Consider the following 18,384-nt stretch of genomic DNA (forward strand, 5'->3'; position numbering starts at 1 on the left):
GGCGGCTTGTTTCAGGGCAGATCGAAGCGGTCGGCGTTCATCACCTTGGTCCAGGCGGCGACGAAGTCGCGCACGAACTTTTCCTTGCTGTCGTCCTGCGCATAGACCTCAGCGCAGGCGCGCAGGATGGAGTTGGAGCCGAACACCAGATCAACCCGGGTGGCGGTCCATTTCACCTGGCCGGTCTTGCGGTCACGGATTTCGTACAGGTTGCTGCCGGCCGGTTTCCACATGTACGCCATGTCGGTGAGATTGACGAAGAAGTCGTTCGTCAGCGCGCCGACACGGTCGGTGAATACGCCGTGCAGGGTGCCGCCGTGGTTGGTGCCGAGCACCCGCATGCCGCCGATCAGCACGGTCATTTCCGGTGCGGTGAGCCCCATGAGCTGGGTGCGGTCGAGCAGCAGTTCCTCCGGCGTGACGTCATAGTCGCGCTTCTGCCAGTTGCGGTAACCGTCGGCCACCGGTTCCATCACTTCGAAGGATTCGACGTCGGTCTGCGCCTGGGTGGCGTCGCCGCGACCCGGCGCGAACGGCACCGGGATGCCGAAGCCGGCCGCCTTGATGGCCTGTTCGATGGCGACATTGCCGGCCAGCACGATCACGTCGGCCAGGCTGGCGCCAGCGGCCGACGCGATGGGTTCGAGCACGCCGAGCACGCGGGCAAGGCGCGCCGGCTCGTTGCCCTCCCAGTCCTTCTGCGGCGCGAGGCGGATGCGCGCGCCGTTGGCGCCGCCGCGCAGGTCCGAGCCGCGGAAGGTGCGGGCACTGTCCCACGCGGTGGCCACCATGTCGCCGATCGGCAGGCCGCTGGCCGCGATCTTCGCCTTGACCGCAGCCACGTCGTAGTCCTTGCGTCCGGCGGGCACGGGGTCTTGCCAGATCAGGTCTTCCTGCGGCACTTCCGGGCCGATGTAGCGGGCCTTCGCACCCATGTCGCGGTGGGTCAGCTTGAACCAGGCACGTGCAAACACTTCCGAGAAATAGGCCGGGTCGGCATGGAAGCGTTCGGAAATCTTGCGGTAGGCCGGGTCCATCTTCATCGCCATGTCGGCGTCGGTCATGATGGGGTTGCGGCGGATGGCCGGGTTTTCCGAGTCGACCGGCATGTCCTCTTCGCGGATGTCGACGGGTTCCCACTGCCAGGCGCCGGCCGGGCTCCGCCTGAGTTCCCAGTCGTAGCCGAGCAGCAGCTTGAAATAGCCGTTGTCCCACTTCGTCGGGTGCGTGGTCCATGCGCCTTCCAGACCACTGGTGACGGCGTTGCTGCCGACGCTGCGCGACGTGTGGTTCATCCAGCCGAAGCCCTGTTCCTCGATCGGTGCGCCTTCCGGGCTCGGGCCGAGCAGCGCTGCGTCGCCATTGCCATGCGCCTTGCCGACGGTGTGGCCGCCGGCGGTCAGCGCGCAGGTTTCCTCGTCGTCCATCGCCATGCGGGCGAAGGTGATGCGCACGTCATGCGCGGTCTTCAATGGATCGGGCTGACCGTCTACGCCTTCCGGATTCACGTAGATCAGCCCCATCGTGACGGCGGCGAGCGGGTTGTCCAGTTCGCGCTGGCCCGAGTAGCGGCTGTTCGGATTGTCGGTCGGGGCCAGCCATTCCTTTTCCGAACCCCAGTAGATGTCCTTTTCCGGGTGCCAGATGTCGGCGCGGCCGAAGCCGAAGCCGAAGATCTTGAGCCCCATGGATTCGTAAGCCACCGTGCCGGCGTACAGCATGAGGTCGGCCCATGACAGCTTGCTGCCGTATTTCTTCTTGATCGGCCACAGCAGGCGGCGCGCCTTGTCCAGGTTGCCGTTGTCCGGCCAGGAGTTGAGCGGGGCGAAGCGCTGGTTGCCGGTGCCGCCGCCGCCGCGGCCGTCAGCCGTGCGGTAGGTGCCGGCTGCGTGCCAGGCCATGCGGATCATCAGGCCGCCGTAATGACCCCAGTCGGCCGGCCACCAGTCCTGGCTGTCTGTCATCAGCGCGGTGACGTCCTTCTTGAGCGCTGCAAAATCGAGCGTCTTCACCGCTTCCCGATAGTTGAACGATTCGCCCATCGGATTCGTCTTGCGGTCGTGCTGGTGCAGGATGTCGAGGTTCAGCGACTTGGGCCACCACTCGGTCACCGATATGTCGCGGGTCGTGGCGCCGCCATGCATGACCGGACACTTTCCGGCGCGCTCGTCTCTTGCATTCATCGTGCTCTCCTTGGGTAGTGACCCCGGTACGTTCGCTCCGGTAGAGGTCATGCAAACAGCCCGAATCGACGTGTCGGGCGCTTCTTGAAATGGATGAATCGAAACAGATCAACAACTGCACCTGAAAGTTCGGTACGGCCTGCCCCGGTCGGTTGATTTCCTCATGGCGCAACCCGTTCCCGCTTGCCAACGATGCGCTGTCGGCCGAGTTTCGTCGATGCCCCGCGGGTGACCGTCGTTATTTTCTTTAGAACCGCTTCAATAATCAATGCGAGTTGCCGGGCGTCGATTCCGTCAATCAGATTTCATGGGTGATGCGCTTCAATCAGGCCTCGGGTTCGCGAAACTGCGCCAACAGATGCAACAGGAACCGCGGCCGGCAAGGGCCGGACGCCGCCGGCGCCTCCGCGTGACGGTGCTGACGTTCGGCCTGCGATGTATCGGCAGGTCTGGTTGGGTGTGCTGGCGCCCTCGCGCGTGTCGCCCGTCCGGAGGGCACCCTTGATTCAGGCATCGCTCGCCGGCCGCGATTCACCCTTCGATCACGCGCGTCGCGGCCGCCGGTGTCGGTCATCGAATTCCGGCGGTCGGCGGCGTATCCAGCGGATGAAGGCGGCGATGTCGGGGTGTTCGCGCAATCGCTCCGGCGTGGCGAAGTCATGCGCCAGTTCGTCCTCGCTCAGTACGGTGTGCAGCTTGCGGTGGCAGATGCGATGCATCAGAACCGTGACACGCCCGCCCTTCGACTTCGGCACCAGATGGTGCTGATCCACCACGGATCCGGCGCGCATCGGTCGCCCGCACAGCGGGCAGGGCGTGTCTTCACGCAGGCGCGTGCGGCCGCCGTCCTGTGGGGTCGAGTCCGGGTTGCGTGACATGGCGATCCAGTGACCGGGCGTGACCCCATGCGGTTCCGGGCGCCCGCGGCACCGGCGTGACGATTGCGTGATGTTCGCGTGACATGGGGAACTTCATAGCACACGAAGCTTCTACCCGCTGCTTCGTCCCTGGACGGAGCCGTGCGCGTGATGCAACGCATCCGGTCCGCGTGCGCAGGGAGGATAGACGCAGGATCGACACAACATCGACACGCGGCCGGCCCACCGGCCCATGACCCTTCTATCCATTCAGGAGCGTACCCATGATGATCAGAAAGATTGCAGCAACTGCAGCACTCGCGGCCCTGGCCGCTTCCCCGATGACGGTCAGCGCGGCGTTGCCGATCGAACCCATCGGACCCACGGTAACCGTATTTACCGCCACCCCCACGCTGGTCGGTGCAGGTGTGTCGGTGAGTGCTCTCGGCCTGGCTTCGCTGACAAGCGATGCGTCGGGCAATCTGGTCGGTCTGTTTCCGATCACCGGGGGGCTGCTCGACCCCGATCTTTCGAACGCCACCGTGGAACATGTCGGCAGCGGCTTGCGCCTGTCGCGCGGCGGCGTCGATGTCGATCTGCAGAACTTCCTGATCGACACCACGCTTGCGGTTGATACCATTTTCGGCAGCGTCACGTCAGGTGCAACCTTCATCCCGCTTGCGCCGCTGTTTTCGCTGTCCGGCCTGAACCTGGTGGTGACCGACCCGGCCGGCGACGCGCTGGCGGCCTTTCTGGGCATCCCCGACCTCGGAGGTGCCCAGGTTGGCTTCGCACTGACCAGCCCGGTCGCCGCCGTGCCCGAGCCCGAAACCTACGCCATGCTGCTGGCCGGCCTGGGCCTGATCACGCTGGCCGCGCGCCGGCGTACGCAGAAGGGTTGATCGCGCGCGCGGACGGCGAGCAGTGAAGTTCTTGTGGGAGCGGCGGCCTCGCCGCGATACGCACTCTGATCAATGGCCATCGCGGAATTGATCGCCGCGAGGCCGCCGCTCCCACAGGCCGCTGCTCCCTCAGGAACACGTCGCCGTCTCGTCTTCCCGCACCTTACGTTCAGAAGGGCAGCGCGAGCTGCCCTTCCTCCTTGTCGGGCGCAGCACCTGGCGGGGGCAGTGCGTCGGCACGCATCAGGTGGCCGGCCCGCACCCCGAGCAGGCGGAAGCGCCGGTCGAGTGGCATGCGCTTGACGCAAAGTCCTGCGTGATGACGGATCGCAGGCGCATCGCATATGTATACAGGCAGCGTCAGTTCGCGTGTCAGGATGCTGAAGTCATCGAGCCGCATCTTCGCTCCGATGGATTTCGCGACATAGCCCTTGCGCTGAAGGTCTTCCGCCAGGCGCTCGCACAGACCGGTGAAGATCTCGCCCAGTTCGGCACGGTCATGGCGCGCATGCAGATCACGCTCGAAGGTGGTTTCGCGGCTGAGCGACTTCGCCTCGCGCTCGGTCACCAGCGGCCGGTCGTCGCGGCCGTGCGCAGCGGCGGTCAGCCAGCGGCCGTAGCTCTGGCCGAACTGTTCGATCAGCCAGTGCGGTTCGGCGGCCGCCAGTTCGCCGATGCTGCGGATGCCCAGCGCTTCGAGCTTCCCACTGGCTTTCGGGCCGATGCCGTTGATGCGTCTGGCCGGCAGCGGCCAGATGACGGATGGCACATCGGCTTCGGTCAGAAGCGTGATGCCGCACGGCTTGTGCAGATCGGATGCCAGCTTGGACAGCAGCTTGTTCGGCGTGATGCCGAGCGAGCAGCTGAGCCCGGTCGCCGCGTGCACGGCCTGCTGGATGCGCAGCGCGATGGCGCGCACACCGCCGTGCATGTCGTCGCCAATGGCGTCCTGCGCGCCCGGCAGGTCGGTCATGTCCATGTAGATCTCGTCGATGCCGCGGTCCTCGATCAGCGGGGCATGCTCGGCTACGGCTGCCTTGAAAAGCCGCGAATTGTGTCGGTAGGCTTCGAAATCGACCGGCAGCAGCACGGTATCCGGCGCCAGCGCGGCGGCTTTCATCAGGCCGATGCCGGAATGCACGCCGAAGGCGCGCGCCTCGTAGGTGGCGGTTGTGGCGACGCCGCGGCCGGCGTAGTCGCGCAGACGGGCGAAGCGGCGCGTGCCGTCGGGCAGCCGTTCGGGCTGATGGCGGGCACCGCCGCCCACCACCATCGGCAGGCCGCGCAGCTCGGGGTAGCGCAGCAGTTCGACCGAGGCGAAGAAGGCGTCCATGTCGAGATGGGCGATCCAGCGGCGGGTCATGGCGGCCGGATCAATTCGGCTTGCCGCTTCGCGGCGCAACCTGCGGTGGTGGCTGGCTGGCCTGTTCCAGCGCCTCGCGCACGCGCTCGATGTCATGCGCGCGCAGGCCATCGACCAGCGCGCGCGAGGCGTCGAGCCGCCGTTCGGCATAGCGACGCAGGCTTTCCAGCGTGGGCGCCGACGGTGCTTCAGGGCTGAGGCGCAGGCCGGTCAGTTCGTCGAAACTTTGCTGGTAGGCGTCGGCCACTTCGGATTCGATGCGCCCGGCCAGTTCGTCGAACGACGCGCCGGACGATTGCGCATCGCCGAGCAGCTGCGTCCAGCGGTCGGCGATGCGTTTGTCCTCGCCGATGAATTCGCGGATTTCGCCGCGCGCCATCACTTCTTCGCTCCAGCGGTAGCGCGGCGACGGAATGCCGATGATCATCAGCACCAGCGCGGTGACCAGCGTGAAGCCTGCCAGCCATTGCCCGGCCGAGGCGGTATGTGTGCGATAGCGGCCAAGCAGCGGCTTTGCGCTGTCGCCCAGCGGTTGCGCGAGTGCCGCACCGGCCAGCAGGCCTGCGATGAAGCCGCCGATGTGTGCACCGTTGTCGATGCCGGGTATCTGGAAGCCGAGGAAGATTGTGATGGCCGCGAACAGGCTGGCACCCCAGAACAGACGGGTGAATTCGCGTCGGTCCAGCGTATCGCGCTGCTGCCACAGAAAGCTCAGCAACGCGCCATAGACACCGAAGATGGCGCCCGATGCGCCACCCGACACCGCCCGGTCGCCCTGCGAAATCAGTGACAGCAGATTGCCGGCCAGACCGCTCGCCAGATAGATCGCGATGAAGCGCGCCGGGCCGAACATGCGTTCGACCAGGCGGCCGCCGTCCCACAGCGACAGCATGTTCATGCCCAGATGGAACAGCCCGAAGTGCAGGAACAGCGCGCTGCCCAGCCGCCACCATTCGCCGTCCTTGGTCGCCGGACCGAAATTGGCGCCCCAGGCGAACTGCACGTCGCTCGACGAATGCCACAAGCCGGCGCCATACAGCAGCATCAGCGCGAACACGCCGACATTGAGCGCGACCAGCGTCAGCGTCACCGGAATGCGCCGGCGGCGCCGGATCAGCTGGTCGAGCAGGGGCAGGGGTGCGGGGGTCAAGTGCGGCAGTGCGTCATGCGGAATTGGGCCGAGCGTAGCACTCCAGTCCGGCGGCGATGATCACCATCGTGTATCCATTTGCGACCCGTCCGGGGCGGAAGTCGCGGAGGAACGCAGCCATGCTGTCGACCAGGGCGCGTGCGTCGACCGCTGAAGCCGGTTGGCCGGGCTGCCGGGTCAGCGACCGAATTCGGTCATGTCCAGCAGGTCGCTGATCAGTTCAAGGCGGAGCAGCGGATCGGTCATTTCCATCATGCGCTGGCGATCCTCGGCCGGGACCGGCAGCAGTTCGCACCAGCGGTTGGCCACCCAGCCGGCGGCGTCGAAGCGGCGCGGTTCGAGGATGGGCGACACCTCGGCCGATTCGAACACTTCGAGCATGCGCACCAGATTGGCTGCGACATAGGCCAGATCCGACGGCACCTTGACATGCGGGTCGTCCGGCAGCACGTCGATGTCGGCCATCCACAGACCATGCGGCGTCTGTTCGCTGGCCGTCACCTTGAAGCGCGAGGTGCCGCGGGTGACGATTTCGATCAGCCCGGGCTGCGGTGTTTGATAGTCGATGATTTCGGCCAGCGTGCCGATGGCGTGAAAGCGCTCGCCCGGCGTCGGGCCGGGGCGCTGCACGTCCTGGCCCTGGGTCAGGGCCACCACACCGAACGGCTTTCCGGTCTTGTGGCACTGCTTGATCATCGTCAGATAACGCACCTCGAAGATGCGCAACGGCAGCATGCCGTCCGGAAACAGCACGACGCCGAGCGGAAACAGGGGGATGGCGTCGGGAGAGAGTGAGGTCGTCATGAGCGGGCCTGTAGGCTGGATTCGCTGCGGCGGCAGGCGATCTGTTCGATATCGGCGATGAGCGAGGCGGCTTCGTTCTGCAGGTGCTTGCGCTGCGCTGGCGTGAGCGACGCCGACAGCGCCGACAGTGCTTCGGCCGCGCGGGCGCGGTTGGCGTCAAAGGCAGCGGCGTAGCCCGGTGTGAAGAGGGCGCCGGGCGACACGAACAGGGTTTCGAGGTCGCTGATCACGGCGTCGCGTTCGGCATTGCGGCGCGCCAGCACGTCGGCCAGTGCCGCCTGCCAGCGGCGGCGGCTTTCCATGCCATCCTCGCCATTGCTGCGCACGTCGCGTGCCCAGTCGTCGATCAGCGTCAGCTGCGTCGGCGTGAGTTTGCCCAGCCAGGCTTCGCTGCGCTTCTTCATGCGCTTGGCGCGTTCGCGCACCCGTTCGTCGCGCGGTGGTTCGACCCAATCTTCAACATAGTCACGGTTGCTCTTCTTCATCCGCTTGTTGAATGCCTCGATCTGCGCCGGCGTGGCGCCCACCATGAGCGGCCCGACTTCACGCGCCGCGCGGCGGGCGATGTCGTGGCCGAACCCCATGGCCTGGTCGATGTGCGCATTCGCACGCGCCACGGTCAGACCGCTGCGCATGTCGGCATCGACCGTGCGCAGCCAGGCCGAGTATGCAGGAAGCTGGGTCGCACAGTGCCAGTCGACGAGCCGCGAGACCGCCGGCTCGACCACTGCACGCTGCGCCGAATACATCGGCAGGTAGTCGTCGAGCCGCCAGGCGATCAGGCGGTCGAGCTGGTTGTAGCCCATCTGCACGAAGCTGCAGCCGGCGAGCGCGAGCGCGACGGCGAGCGCGGGCAGCAGCGCCTTCAGGGAGCGGATAGGGGGACGGACCAGGTTCATCGGCGGGCGGGAAGGGGACACATCATCTGCATCCTAGACCGATCGTCGCACCGTCGGTTCGCCGAGTGGATCGCCAGGCCTGTCAGCCGGGGCATCACGGGAAACCTTTTTCCGCCTGCCCGCTCACAGAGCGGACCTCGCCGCCTACAATCCGCCCATGATCCGACTGCGACCGCTGCACCGCTCCCTGTGCCGACTGCTGGCCGCATCCCTGGCTTCCGTGCTGCTCAGCGGCTGCGGCGAGGTCTGGAACAATCCGTATCCGGCGGCGGAAAGCGGTCGCAACATTCTCTACACGGCCTTCACCGACCGGCCCAAGCACCTCGATCCGGTGCAGTCGTACAGCGAAAACGAAATCACCTTCACGGCGCAGATCTACGAGGCGCCGCTGCAGTACCACTACCTCAAACGACCGTTCGAACTGACCACCGCCACGGCCGAGGCGATGCCTCAGCCGCGCTTCTACGACCGCGACGGCCGCGAGCTGTCCGCCGATGCGCCGGCGGCCGACATCGCCGAGTCGGTGTACGACATCCGCATCAAGCCGGGCATCCGCTATCAGCCGCATCCGGCGCTGGCGCGCGACGAAGCCGGCCATTACCGCTACCACTCGGGTGGCCCGGGCGCGCGCCTGACGCTGTACGACTTCGAACAGACCGGCTCGCGCGAGCTCGAAGCCGCCGACTACGCCTACCAGATCAAGCGGCTGGCCCATCCGGGTCTGCATTCGCCGATCTTCGGCCTGATGAGCGACTACATCGTCGGCCTGAAGGAATTCGGCGACACGCTGAAGGACGCCGCGAAGACATTGCCGCCCGGCGCCTGGCTGGACCTGCGCCAGCATGCGCTGCCGGGCGTCGAGGTGATCGACCGCCACACCTATCGCATCCGCCTGAAGGGCAAGTATCCGCAGTTCCTGTATTGGCTCGCCATGCCCTTCTTCGCGCCGGTGCCGTGGGAAGCCGATCTGTTCCACGCCCAGCCCGGCATGGCGGAGCGCAACCTCACGCTGGACTGGTACCCGATCGGCACCGGCCCGTACATGCTCAGCGAAAACAATCCGAACGCGCGCATGGTGCTGACGCGCAACCCGAACTTCCGCGAAGAAACCTACCCGTGCGAAGGCGAGGAGGGCGATCGTGCAGCCGGTCTGCTGGCCGACTGCGGCAAGCGTCTGCCACTGGTCGAACAGATCGTATTCACGCGCGAGAAGGAACAGATCCCTTACTGGAACAAGTTTCTGCAGGGCTACTACGACGCGTCCGGCATCAGTTCCGATTCCTTCGACCAGGCGGTGCAGTTCGGCCAGACCGGCGAGGTCAGCCTGAGCGACGGCATGCAGGCGCAGGGCATCCGGCTGCAGACCTCGGTATCGACGTCCACCATGTACATGGGCTTCAACATGCTCGACCCGGTGGTCGGCGGCATGGCGGAGCGCGGCCGCAAGCTGCGTCAGGCCATCGGCATCGCGCTCGACCAGGAGGAATTCATTTCCATCTTCCAGAACGGCCGCGGTCTGCCGGCCCAGTCGCCGCTGCCGCCGGGCATCTTCGGTTACCGCGACGGTCGCGAAGGCATGAATCCGCAGATGTACACCTGGGTGGGCAACGAGCCACGGCGCCGGCCGATCGACGATGCGAAGCGGCTGCTGGCCGAAGCGGGCTGGCCTAACGGTCGTGACGCGAAGACCGGCGAGGCGCTGGTGGTCAATCTCGACACTACGGGCACCGGTCTGGGCAGCAAGGCGCGCATCGACTGGCTCACCAAACAGTTCGATCAGCTCGGCGTGCAACTGGTGGTGCGCAGCACCGATTACAACCGCTTCCAAGAAAAGGTGCGCAAGGGCGCCGCGCAGCTTTTCTTCTGGGGCTGGAACGCCGACTATCCGGACCCGGAAAACTTCCTGTTCCTGCTCTACGGCCCGCAGTCCAAGGTGAAGGTGCAGGGCGAGAACGCGGCGAACTACGAAAACGCCGAATTCGACCGTCTGTTCGAGAAGATGAAGGCGATGGACAACAGCCCGGAGCGGCAGGCCATCCTCGACCGCATGCTGGCCATCCTGCAGCACGACGCACCCTGGGTGTGGGGCTTCCACCCGAAGAGCTACGGCCTGGAACACCGCTGGGTGTTCAACCGCAAACCATCGACCGTGGCCAACAACACGATGAAATACACCCGCATCGACCCAGCGCTGCGCGAAGCAAAGCGCGCCGAATGGAACCGTCCGGCCCGCTGGCCGCTGGTCGCCGGCGCCCTGCTGCTGCTCGCACTGGTGTGGCCCGCCTGGCGCCACTGGAAGCGCTCAGAACAGGCGCGCGCAGTGGGGGCGGCGGCATGAACGTGCTGCGGTCGCTGGCTTGCCTCGTTCTGGCTGTGGCATGGCCCCCTGTGGGAGCGGCGCTCCACGGCTGGCGCTGCATGGCCAGCCGGCTCTGCGGGCGGCGAGCAGTGCTCGCCGAAACACTTGCTCCGTTCCACGGCTGGCCCTACATGGCCAGCCGGCTTCGCGGGCGGCGAGCAGTGCTCGCCGAAACCCCCGCTCCGCCCTCGCCGCGATCGGCACCGACCCTGTGGGCGCGGCGTTGTGGGAGCGGCGGCCCCGCCGCGATCAGTGCCTTGATGGTCGCTGTGCGAAGTGAGTATCGCAGCGAGGCTGCCGCTCCCACAGGCTGCCGCTCCCACAGTGCCGCTCCCACAGGACGCCGCTCCCACAGGGACAGCTCCCACCATCACCGGTCCCTCAGGCACGTCGCTGATCAGGCGCGCTTCCGGCGCGCGTTCGAAGGCGCCGCACGATGATCGCCTACATCATCCGCAGGCTGCTCTATGCCATTCCCATCCTGATCGGGGTGAACCTGATCACCTTCCTGCTGTTCTTCGTCGTCAATTCGCCCGACGACATCGCACGCATGCAGCTCGGTGCGAAGAGGGTGACGCCGGAGGCGATCGAAAAGTGGAAGGCCGAGCGCGGCTACGACAAGCCGCTGGTGTGGAATGCCGCCGCGCCGGGTGTGGCGAAGGCGACCGACACCATCCTGTTCGACAAGTCGGTACGCATGTTCGCGCTGGACTTCGGCCGCGCCGACGACGGCCGCGACATCGCGCTGGAAATCCGGAGCCGCATGGGGCCCAGCCTTGCCATCGCGATTCCGACCTTCATCCTCGGCCTTTTCGTCACCGTCAGCTTCGCGCTGCTGCTGGTGTTCTTCCGCAACACCGCGCTGGATGTCGGCGGCGTCGTGCTGTGCGTGGCGGCGATGTCCATTTCCGGGCTGTTCTACATCATCGGCGGACAGTATCTGGTCAGCAAGGTGTGGAATCTGGTGCCCATCTCCGGCTACAGCGGCGGGCTCGACGCCGGCAAGTTCCTCATCCTGCCGGTGCTGATCAGCGTGGTCGGCGGCATCGGCGCGTCGGCACGCTGGTACCGCACGTTGTTCCTCGAAGAGATCAACAAGGACTACGTGCGCACGGCGCGCGCCAAGGGCCTGTCGGAACTGCGCGTGCTGTTCCGGCATGTGCTGAAGAACGCGATGATTCCCATCCTGACCGGCGTGGTGGTGGTCATTCCGCTGCTGTTCATGGGTTCGCTGCTGCTCGAAAGTTTCTTCGGCATCCCGGGGCTGGGCAGCTACACCATCGACGCCATCGGCTCGCAGGATTTCGCCGTGGTGCGCTCCATGGTGTTCATCGGCTCGGTGCTCTACATCGTCGGTCTGCTGCTGACCGACATTTCCTACACGCTGGTCGATCCGCGGGTGAGGCTGAACTGATGTCCTACTGTTCACTGCACTCGTTGCCCGCTGCGAGGAACGGCTGACATGGATTTCAAACCGCTCCTTCTGTGGTCCGACATCCTGCTGTGGGCGATGGTGGCCGGCTGCATTGCGCTCGCCATCTATTGTCGTCGGCAGGATTACCTGCGCCGCGCCTGGCGGCGGGTCGGTGAGTCGGGCGTGGCGATGGCGTCGGCGACGATACTGGCGGCCTTCGTCAGTGTCGGCCTGCTCGATTCCCTGCACTACCAGCCACGGCTGCCGGCGCAGGAAGGCAGCAGCGAAGTGCAGTACGCGCCCGAGGTACTGTCGGCGCTCGACGCGCTGGTGGCCGACCTGCGGCTGAACAAGGAAAAGACCTACTCCGCGCCGCTGGCCACGCACGCCTTCGCGAAGGAAACGATGGAGCGCGACGGCGTGCAGACGCGCGACTACCCGCGGCTGAAGTGGGGCGGCGCGCACCTTGAAGATGTGGCCGGACGCGACAGCGATCTCGCGCGCCGCGCCGCGAGCGGTGCGCTATACGGCCTGCTGCTGTGGGCGGTGGTGGTCGGTGTGGCGGTCGGATGGATGGCGCTCGCGCGCGGTGCCCCCTATGGCGCCACTTGCCGCACCGTGTGGCGGCCGGACACCGCGGCGACCCGGCCGATCGCCTGGCGCGCGGTGTTCGTGACGCTGGCCGTGCTGTGCGTGATCGGCGGCGTCACCGCAGCCTGGTCCGCGGGTTACCACGTGTTCGGTACCGACAAGGTCGGGCAGGACGTGCTCTATCTGTCACTCAAGTCGGTGCGCACCGCGCTGCTGATCGGCACGCTGACCACGCTGGTAACGCTGCCGCTGGCGGTCGCGCTCGGCCTGATCGCCGGTTTCCGCGGCGGCTGGTGGGACGACGCGATCCAGTACCTCTACACCGTGCTCAACTCCATCCCCGGCGTGCTGCTGATTGCCGCCATGGTGCTGATGATGCAGGTCATCATCGACACCCACCCCGAATGGTTCGAAACCGCCGCCGAACGCGCCGACGCCCGGCTGCTGGCGCTGTGCTTCATCCTCGGCCTCACCTCATGGACCGGCCTGTGCCGGCTGTTGCGCGCCGAGACGCTGAAGCTGCGCGAACTCGATTACGTTCAGGCGGCACGCGCCTTCGGCGTCGGCGACGCGCGCATCATGGCGCGCCACATCCTGCCCAATCTGATGCACATCGTGCTGATCGCGCTGGTGATGGATTTCTCCGGCCTGGTGCTGTCCGAAGCCGTGCTGTCCTACATCGGCATCGGCGTCGACAGTTCGATGAACAGCTTCGGCACGATGATCAATGCAGCACGTCTCGAGCTGTCGCGCGAACCGGTCGTGTGGTGGTCGCTGGCCGCCGCCTTCGTGCTGATGCTGGCGCTGGTGCTGGCGGCCAACCTGTTCGCCGACGCGGTTCGCGACGCCTTCGATCCGCGCTTCCAGTGGCGCGCGCGGCGCATCCTGAAGAAGGTGGCAGCATGAGCGGACCCGACGTGAGACACGCCGTAGAGCCACTGCTCGACGTGCGCGGCCTGATTGCCGAGCTGGATACGCCGGCCGGCATCGCGCGCGCGGTCGACGGCCTCGACTTCGAGGTCCGTGCCGGCGAAACCATGGCGCTGCTCGGCGAATCCGGCTGCGGCAAGTCGATGACGGCCGGTGCGCTGATGCGCCTGCTGCCCGACGTCGGCTACATCGCCGGCGGTTCGGTGAAGCTGGCCGGGCGCGAACTGACCACGCTGACCGAAGCGCAGATGCGCGAAAGCCGCGGCAGCGACATGGCGATGATCTTCCAGGAGCCGGCGACCAGCCTGAACCCGGTGCTCACCGTGCTGCAGCAGATCGGCGAGGTGTTGGCCACCCATCGCGGCCTGCGCGGCGCACCGGCGCGCGCCCGGGCGCTCGAGCTGCTGAACGCGGTCGGCATTCCGGATGCGGCGCGGCGGCTCGACGAATACCCGTTCCAGTTTTCCGGCGGCATGAAGCAGCGCGTGATGATCGCCATGGCGCTGGCCGGCGAGCCGCGCCTGTTGATTGCCGACGAGCCGACCACCGCGCTCGACGTGACCATACAGGCGCAGGTGCTCGACCTGCTGGCGCGGCTGCAGCGCGAGCGCGGCATGGCGGTGCTGCTGATCACGCACGATCTCGGCGTGGTGGCGCGCATGGCGCACCAGATCGGTGTCATGTACGCCGGCCAGCTCATCGAGCAGGCGCCGCGTGCCGCCTTCTTCACGCGGCCGGCGCATCCGTATTCGAAGCTGCTGTTCGATGCGCTGCCGGATGCCGCGCGCCACGGCCGCGGCGAACTGGCGACCATCCCCGGTTCGGTGCCGCCGCTGACCACCGCCTTCATCGGCTGCCGCTTCGCCGACCGCTGTCCGCAGGCCTGGTCGCGCTGCAAAGACGAAGCACCGGCCTGGCATGAGGCGGGCGAGGCGCAGCGTGTGCGCTGCCATCTGTACGACCCGGCGGAGGCGGCGCGCGCTGCGCCGCTGGCGACGGCGCCGTCGCCAGTCGTGGCCGATGGCAGCATCGACACAGCGCAGGCGCCCTTGCTGTCGGTACACGAACTGAAAGTGCATTTCCCGATCCGTCGCGGTGTGCTGCAGCGGGTGGTCGGTCATGTGCGGGCGGTCGATGGCGTGTCGCTCGACATCCGCCCGGGTCGCACGCTCGCGCTGGTCGGCGAATCCGGCTGCGGCAAGACCACGGTGGGCAAGGCCATCCTGCGCCTGATCGAACCGACCGGCGGCACCGTGAGCCTCGATGGCCAGGATGTCGGCAGCCTGTCGAGAAGCGCGCTGCGCAGCCTGCGCGCGCGCATGCAGATGGTGTTCCAGGACCCGTACGGCTCACTGAACCCGCGCATGCGGGTCGGAGAAATCATCGGCGAGGGCATGGGCGCGCTGCAACAGGGCGGTGACGGCGTGGCGGTGGCGCGCCTGCTCGAACAGGTCGGCCTGCGCGCCGACATGGCCGATCGCTACCCGCACGAGTTTTCCGGCGGCCAGCGTCAGCGCATCGCCATCGCGCGCTCGCTGGCGGTACAGCCCGCGCTGATCGTGTGCGACGAGCCCACTTCCGCGCTCGACGTGTCGGTGCAGGCGCAGATCCTGAACCTGCTGGGCCGACTGCAGCGCGACATGGGGCTGGCCTACCTGTTCATCACGCACAACATCGCGGTGGTCGAACACCTCGCCCACGATGTGGCGGTGATGTACCTCGGGCGCATCGTCGAGATCGGCAGCGTTGACCAGGTGCTCGGTGCGCCGCGTCATCCCTACACGAAGGCGCTGCTGTCGGCGGTGCCGCGTGCCGACCTCGACGCCGCAACCCTGCCGCAGAAGCTCACCGGCGATCTGCCGTCGCCGGCCGATCCGCCGTCAGGCTGCCATTTCCACCCGCGCTGCCCGCGCGCGCAGGCGCGCTGTCGGACCGATGCGCCGGTGCTCGAAAGTCGTGACGGACGTCAGGCCGTGGCGTGCTGGTTCGCGGACTGAACCCGGTGCGGCGAACTGCACGGCGATGCTATGGGGAGCGGAGCGAAGGTTTTGTGGGAGCGGCGATCCACTGCTGGCCCTGCATGGCCAGCCGGCTTTGCGGGCGCCGAGCGGTGCTCGCCGGAACCCCCGCTCCGCCCTCGCCGCGATCCGCACGCTGCAATGCGACCATCGTGGCACTGATCGCGGCGGGGCCGCCGCTCCCACAGGGACAGCCCACACAGGCCGCACGCCCGACCGCTACTTTCCCGTCGCTGACTTTCCGGCCGGAATCACCGTCTTCTTCCGCGCCGGCGGCGCGCTGACCTTCTTCTTCTCTACACCCGGCTTCACGGCCTTGCTGCCGGAGGCCGGCCTGACCGGCACATTCACCCAGCGACCGTTGCGCTTCACGCGCTTGTACTTGGGCTTGTCGACGCCCAGGCGCGGCGCTTCTTCGGCGCTGCCTCCGTCCAGCGACAGGCTGCTGTTCTCGTCCGGCACCAGCAAAGTGCTGCCCGGGCCGATGCGCACGGTCGGTGACAGGCCGTTGAAACGGCGTAGCCGCCATTCGCTGACGCCGAAGCGGCGGATCACCGTGGCCAGCGTTTCCTTCGGGCCCAGCGTATAGGTGCGCCAGGCCGCGCCGGCGGTCGGCGCGGCGGACGGGTTGCGGTTGTCCAGATTGGCCATGAAGGTATCGACCGCGTGCGCCGGCAACACCAGCTGCGCGCCGCCCTTGCCGGTGCGGATCACCGGCCGCTTGTGCTGCGGGTTGAGTGCCTTGATTTCGGCCAATGGCACGTCGGCCAGCCGGGCGGCAGTGGCCAGGTCCATCGACGGCGCTTCGGCCACTTGGGCGAAGTAGGGCTTGTTTTCGACCGATTCGAGTTCGATGCCGAACAGTTCGGGTTGCGCGATGATGTTCTTCAGCGCCTGCAGCTTGGGTACGTAGTGGCGCGTTTCGGCCGGCATGTTCAGCGAGGCATAGTCGGTCGGCAGGCCGGCCGCCTGGTTGCGCAGCACGGCGCGCCCGACCGCGCCTTCGCCCCAGTTGTACGAGGCCAGCGCCAGATGCCAGTCGCCATGCATTTCGTAGATCTTCTGCAGGTATTCGAGCGCGGCCTGGGTTGAGGCGACGATGTCACGCCGGTCATCGCGCTGCGCGTTCTGTTCGAGTCCGTACAGCTTGCCGGTGGACGGAATGAACTGCCACAGACCGGACGCCTTGGCGACCGACAGTGCCTCGGGGTTGTAGGCGCTTTCCACCATGGGCAACAGCGCCAGTTCTGTCGGCAGCCCGCGCTTTTCGATCTCCTCGACGATGTGGAACATGTAGCGCCGGCCCCGTTCGGACATGCGGCGGAAGTAGTCGGGTCGATTCAGATACCAGGCCTGGTGCTCGGCGACCAGCGGATGGTCGAGGTCGGCCATGCCGAATCCCTTGCGGATGCGTTCCCAGAGGTCGTCCGGCGGCAGGGTGAGGTCGACCGGCTTGATTTCGTCTTCCGGTGCCCGGACGATCTCGGTCGGTTCCGGAAAGGGGATCGGTTCGGCCTTGCCCGGTTTGATGCCCGGTGTGCGGCTGGTGTCGCCCGGTTTTTTCGTCGCACGGCTGCGTTCCGGCGTGCTCACGGATGACCGTGCAGCGGGCGCGTCGCCGGCATTCTCGCTGACCACACCGGTGGCCGCGCAGCCGGCGAGCAGCAGGCCCGACAGCAGGAGTGCGGCGCGGCGCAGGAGGGAATCGATCAGAAGCGGCATTGCTGCGAAAGAGCCAAACCCCGAATGCTAGCCACCCGGAGCATGCAGCGTCAAACCTGATTGCGGACGCTGCCGGCGTTGAAGAACCGATGAAGAGACCCCGGACGGACCGCATGGGGCGCACATAGTTTCGTTTCTTCAGACACCCGCACGCGCGGTGCGCACGTGGCTTATGATGCGGAAAAAAGGGTATGTCCATGAAAGCGCTGATCATTGAAGATTCCCAGACGGGGCTCGCCGTCATCAGTCAGCATCTCGAACGGATGGGCATACTGCCCATTGCCGCTACCGACGGCGAATCCGGCATTGCCGCTTTCCGTGCTCACAATCCGGACATCGTGCTGCTCGACGTGGTACTGCCGGGCATCGACGGCTACGAGGTCGCGCGGCGCATCCGCGCGATCGAACAGTCCGGCGAATGGACACCCATCCTCTTTCTGACCGCCCGTACCGCGGATACCGACCTGGTTCAGGGCATCACCGCGGGCGGTGACGACTACCTGTTCAAACCGGTCAGTGAAGTCGTGCTGGCAGCCAAGGTCCGTGCCATGCAACGCATCCTGCAGATGCGCTATTCGCTGGTGGTGCTGACGCGCAAGCTCGACGCCGCCAACCAGGAACTGACGCGGCTGAGTTCGCTCGACGGACTGACCGGGCTGGCCAACCGCCGCCAGCTCGACGAAACCATCATGCGCGAATGGCGTCGCGCGGCACGCTACAAGCGGCCGATCGCGCTGGCGCTGGTCGATGTGGACAATTTCAAGCAGTACAACGACACCTACGGTCACATCGCCGGCGACGAATGCCTGAAAAACGTCGCCAATGCTTTGCTCGCGGTGTCGCGCCGACCCAGCGATCTGGTGGCGCGCTATGGCGGCGAGGAATTCGCGCTGGTGCTGCCGGAAACCGATCTGGGCGGCGCACGCCGGGTCGCCGAAGGGCTGTGCGACTCGATCCGCGCGCTCGGCATCGAACATCGCGCGGTACCGGGCGGCACGCTGACCATCAGTGTCGGCGTCGCCAGCACGACCCCCGGGCAGGAAGGTGGCGGTCCGCAAAGCCTGCTCGCAGAAGCCGACTTTGCGCTCTATTCCGCCAAGTCCGGCGGCCGTGACCGCGTCGGCTTCAAGGTGCCGGAAGTCGCGGTGGAGTGATTGGGGACGTTGCGCCCGTCTCGGGGCACCGCACCATC

General features: G+C 66.7%; 13 protein-coding genes. 6 read left to right on the forward strand and 7 right to left on the reverse strand.

The genetic code is table 11. The features are described 5' to 3' along the window. Window positions 1-11: 11 nt before the first annotated feature. On the reverse strand, window positions 12-2,183 hold the full coding sequence (katG, locus tag ACTIFF_RS13040) for a catalase/peroxidase HPI (RefSeq protein ID WP_439537215.1): 2,172 nt from the start codon (window positions 2,181-2,183) through the stop codon (window positions 12-14). A gap of 542 nt (window positions 2,184-2,725) precedes the next feature. After that, window positions 2,726-3,061: an HNH endonuclease gene (locus ACTIFF_RS13045; RefSeq protein ID WP_439537216.1), complete on the reverse strand. Its 336-nt coding sequence runs from the start codon at window positions 3,059-3,061 to the stop codon at window positions 2,726-2,728. Between the two features lie 266 nt (window positions 3,062-3,327). On the opposite strand from ACTIFF_RS13045, the gene ACTIFF_RS13050 reads away from it, so the two are divergent. Then, window positions 3,328-3,942: a PEP-CTERM sorting domain-containing protein gene (locus tag ACTIFF_RS13050; protein WP_439537217.1), complete on the forward strand. Its 615-nt coding sequence runs from the start codon at window positions 3,328-3,330 to the stop codon at window positions 3,940-3,942. 169 nt (window positions 3,943-4,111) lie between these two features. Here the strand turns inward: ACTIFF_RS13050 and ACTIFF_RS13055 are convergent, their stop codons facing one another. The 4 genes from ACTIFF_RS13055 to ACTIFF_RS13070 form a co-directional block, all read right to left on the reverse strand. Then, a complete protein-coding gene (locus tag ACTIFF_RS13055; RefSeq protein WP_439537218.1) occupies window positions 4,112-5,305 on the reverse strand; it encodes a Y-family DNA polymerase in 1,194 nt (397 codons plus the stop codon). 10 nt (window positions 5,306-5,315) lie between these two features. Next, window positions 5,316-6,455 (reverse strand): rhomboid family intramembrane serine protease, encoded by a 1,140-nt coding sequence (locus tag ACTIFF_RS13060; RefSeq protein WP_439537219.1) that lies wholly within the window; start codon window positions 6,453-6,455, stop codon window positions 5,316-5,318. Window positions 6,456-6,632: 177 nt separating this feature from the next. Then, window positions 6,633-7,259: an LON peptidase substrate-binding domain-containing protein gene (locus tag ACTIFF_RS13065; RefSeq protein WP_439537220.1), complete on the reverse strand. Its 627-nt coding sequence runs from the start codon at window positions 7,257-7,259 to the stop codon at window positions 6,633-6,635. Beyond that, on the reverse strand, window positions 7,256-8,158 hold the full coding sequence (locus ACTIFF_RS13070; protein ID WP_439537221.1) for a DUF6279 family lipoprotein: 903 nt from the start codon (window positions 8,156-8,158) through the stop codon (window positions 7,256-7,258). The genes ACTIFF_RS13065 and ACTIFF_RS13070 overlap by 4 nt, the downstream gene beginning before the upstream one ends. Before the next feature lie 157 nt (window positions 8,159-8,315). Between ACTIFF_RS13070 and ACTIFF_RS13075 the strand changes: the two genes are divergently transcribed. From ACTIFF_RS13075 to ACTIFF_RS13090, 4 genes are all read left to right on the forward strand, one after another. After that, a complete protein-coding gene (locus ACTIFF_RS13075) occupies window positions 8,316-10,496 on the forward strand; it encodes an ABC transporter substrate-binding protein (RefSeq protein WP_439537222.1) in 2,181 nt (726 codons plus the stop codon). A gap of 457 nt (window positions 10,497-10,953) precedes the next feature. Next, window positions 10,954-11,931, forward strand: coding sequence for an ABC transporter permease (locus ACTIFF_RS13080; protein ID WP_439537223.1), 978 nt, complete (start codon window positions 10,954-10,956; stop codon window positions 11,929-11,931). Between the two features lie 48 nt (window positions 11,932-11,979). Further along, window positions 11,980-13,428 carry an ABC transporter permease gene (locus ACTIFF_RS13085; protein WP_439537224.1) on the forward strand — a complete coding sequence of 483 codons (1,449 nt, stop codon included), beginning with the start codon at window positions 11,980-11,982 and terminating at the stop codon, window positions 13,426-13,428. Further along, window positions 13,389-15,449: an ABC transporter ATP-binding protein gene (locus tag ACTIFF_RS13090; protein ID WP_439537225.1), complete on the forward strand. Its 2,061-nt coding sequence runs from the start codon at window positions 13,389-13,391 to the stop codon at window positions 15,447-15,449. The genes ACTIFF_RS13085 and ACTIFF_RS13090 overlap by 40 nt, the downstream gene beginning before the upstream one ends. Before the next feature lie 240 nt (window positions 15,450-15,689). On the opposite strand, the gene ACTIFF_RS13095 is transcribed toward ACTIFF_RS13090, so the two are convergent. Further along, a complete protein-coding gene (locus tag ACTIFF_RS13095; RefSeq protein ID WP_439537226.1) occupies window positions 15,690-17,192 on the reverse strand; it encodes a transglycosylase SLT domain-containing protein in 1,503 nt (500 codons plus the stop codon). A 197-nt stretch (window positions 17,193-17,389) separates the two neighbouring features. Between ACTIFF_RS13095 and ACTIFF_RS13100 the strand changes: the two genes are divergently transcribed. Then, window positions 17,390-18,346: a GGDEF domain-containing response regulator gene (locus ACTIFF_RS13100; protein ID WP_439537227.1), complete on the forward strand. Its 957-nt coding sequence runs from the start codon at window positions 17,390-17,392 to the stop codon at window positions 18,344-18,346. Window positions 18,347-18,384: the final 38 nt, after the last annotated feature.

Origin of the sequence: Methyloversatilis sp. (assembly GCF_051861465.1) — a bacterium.
Taxonomy (GTDB): domain Bacteria; phylum Pseudomonadota; class Gammaproteobacteria; order Burkholderiales; family Rhodocyclaceae; genus Methyloversatilis.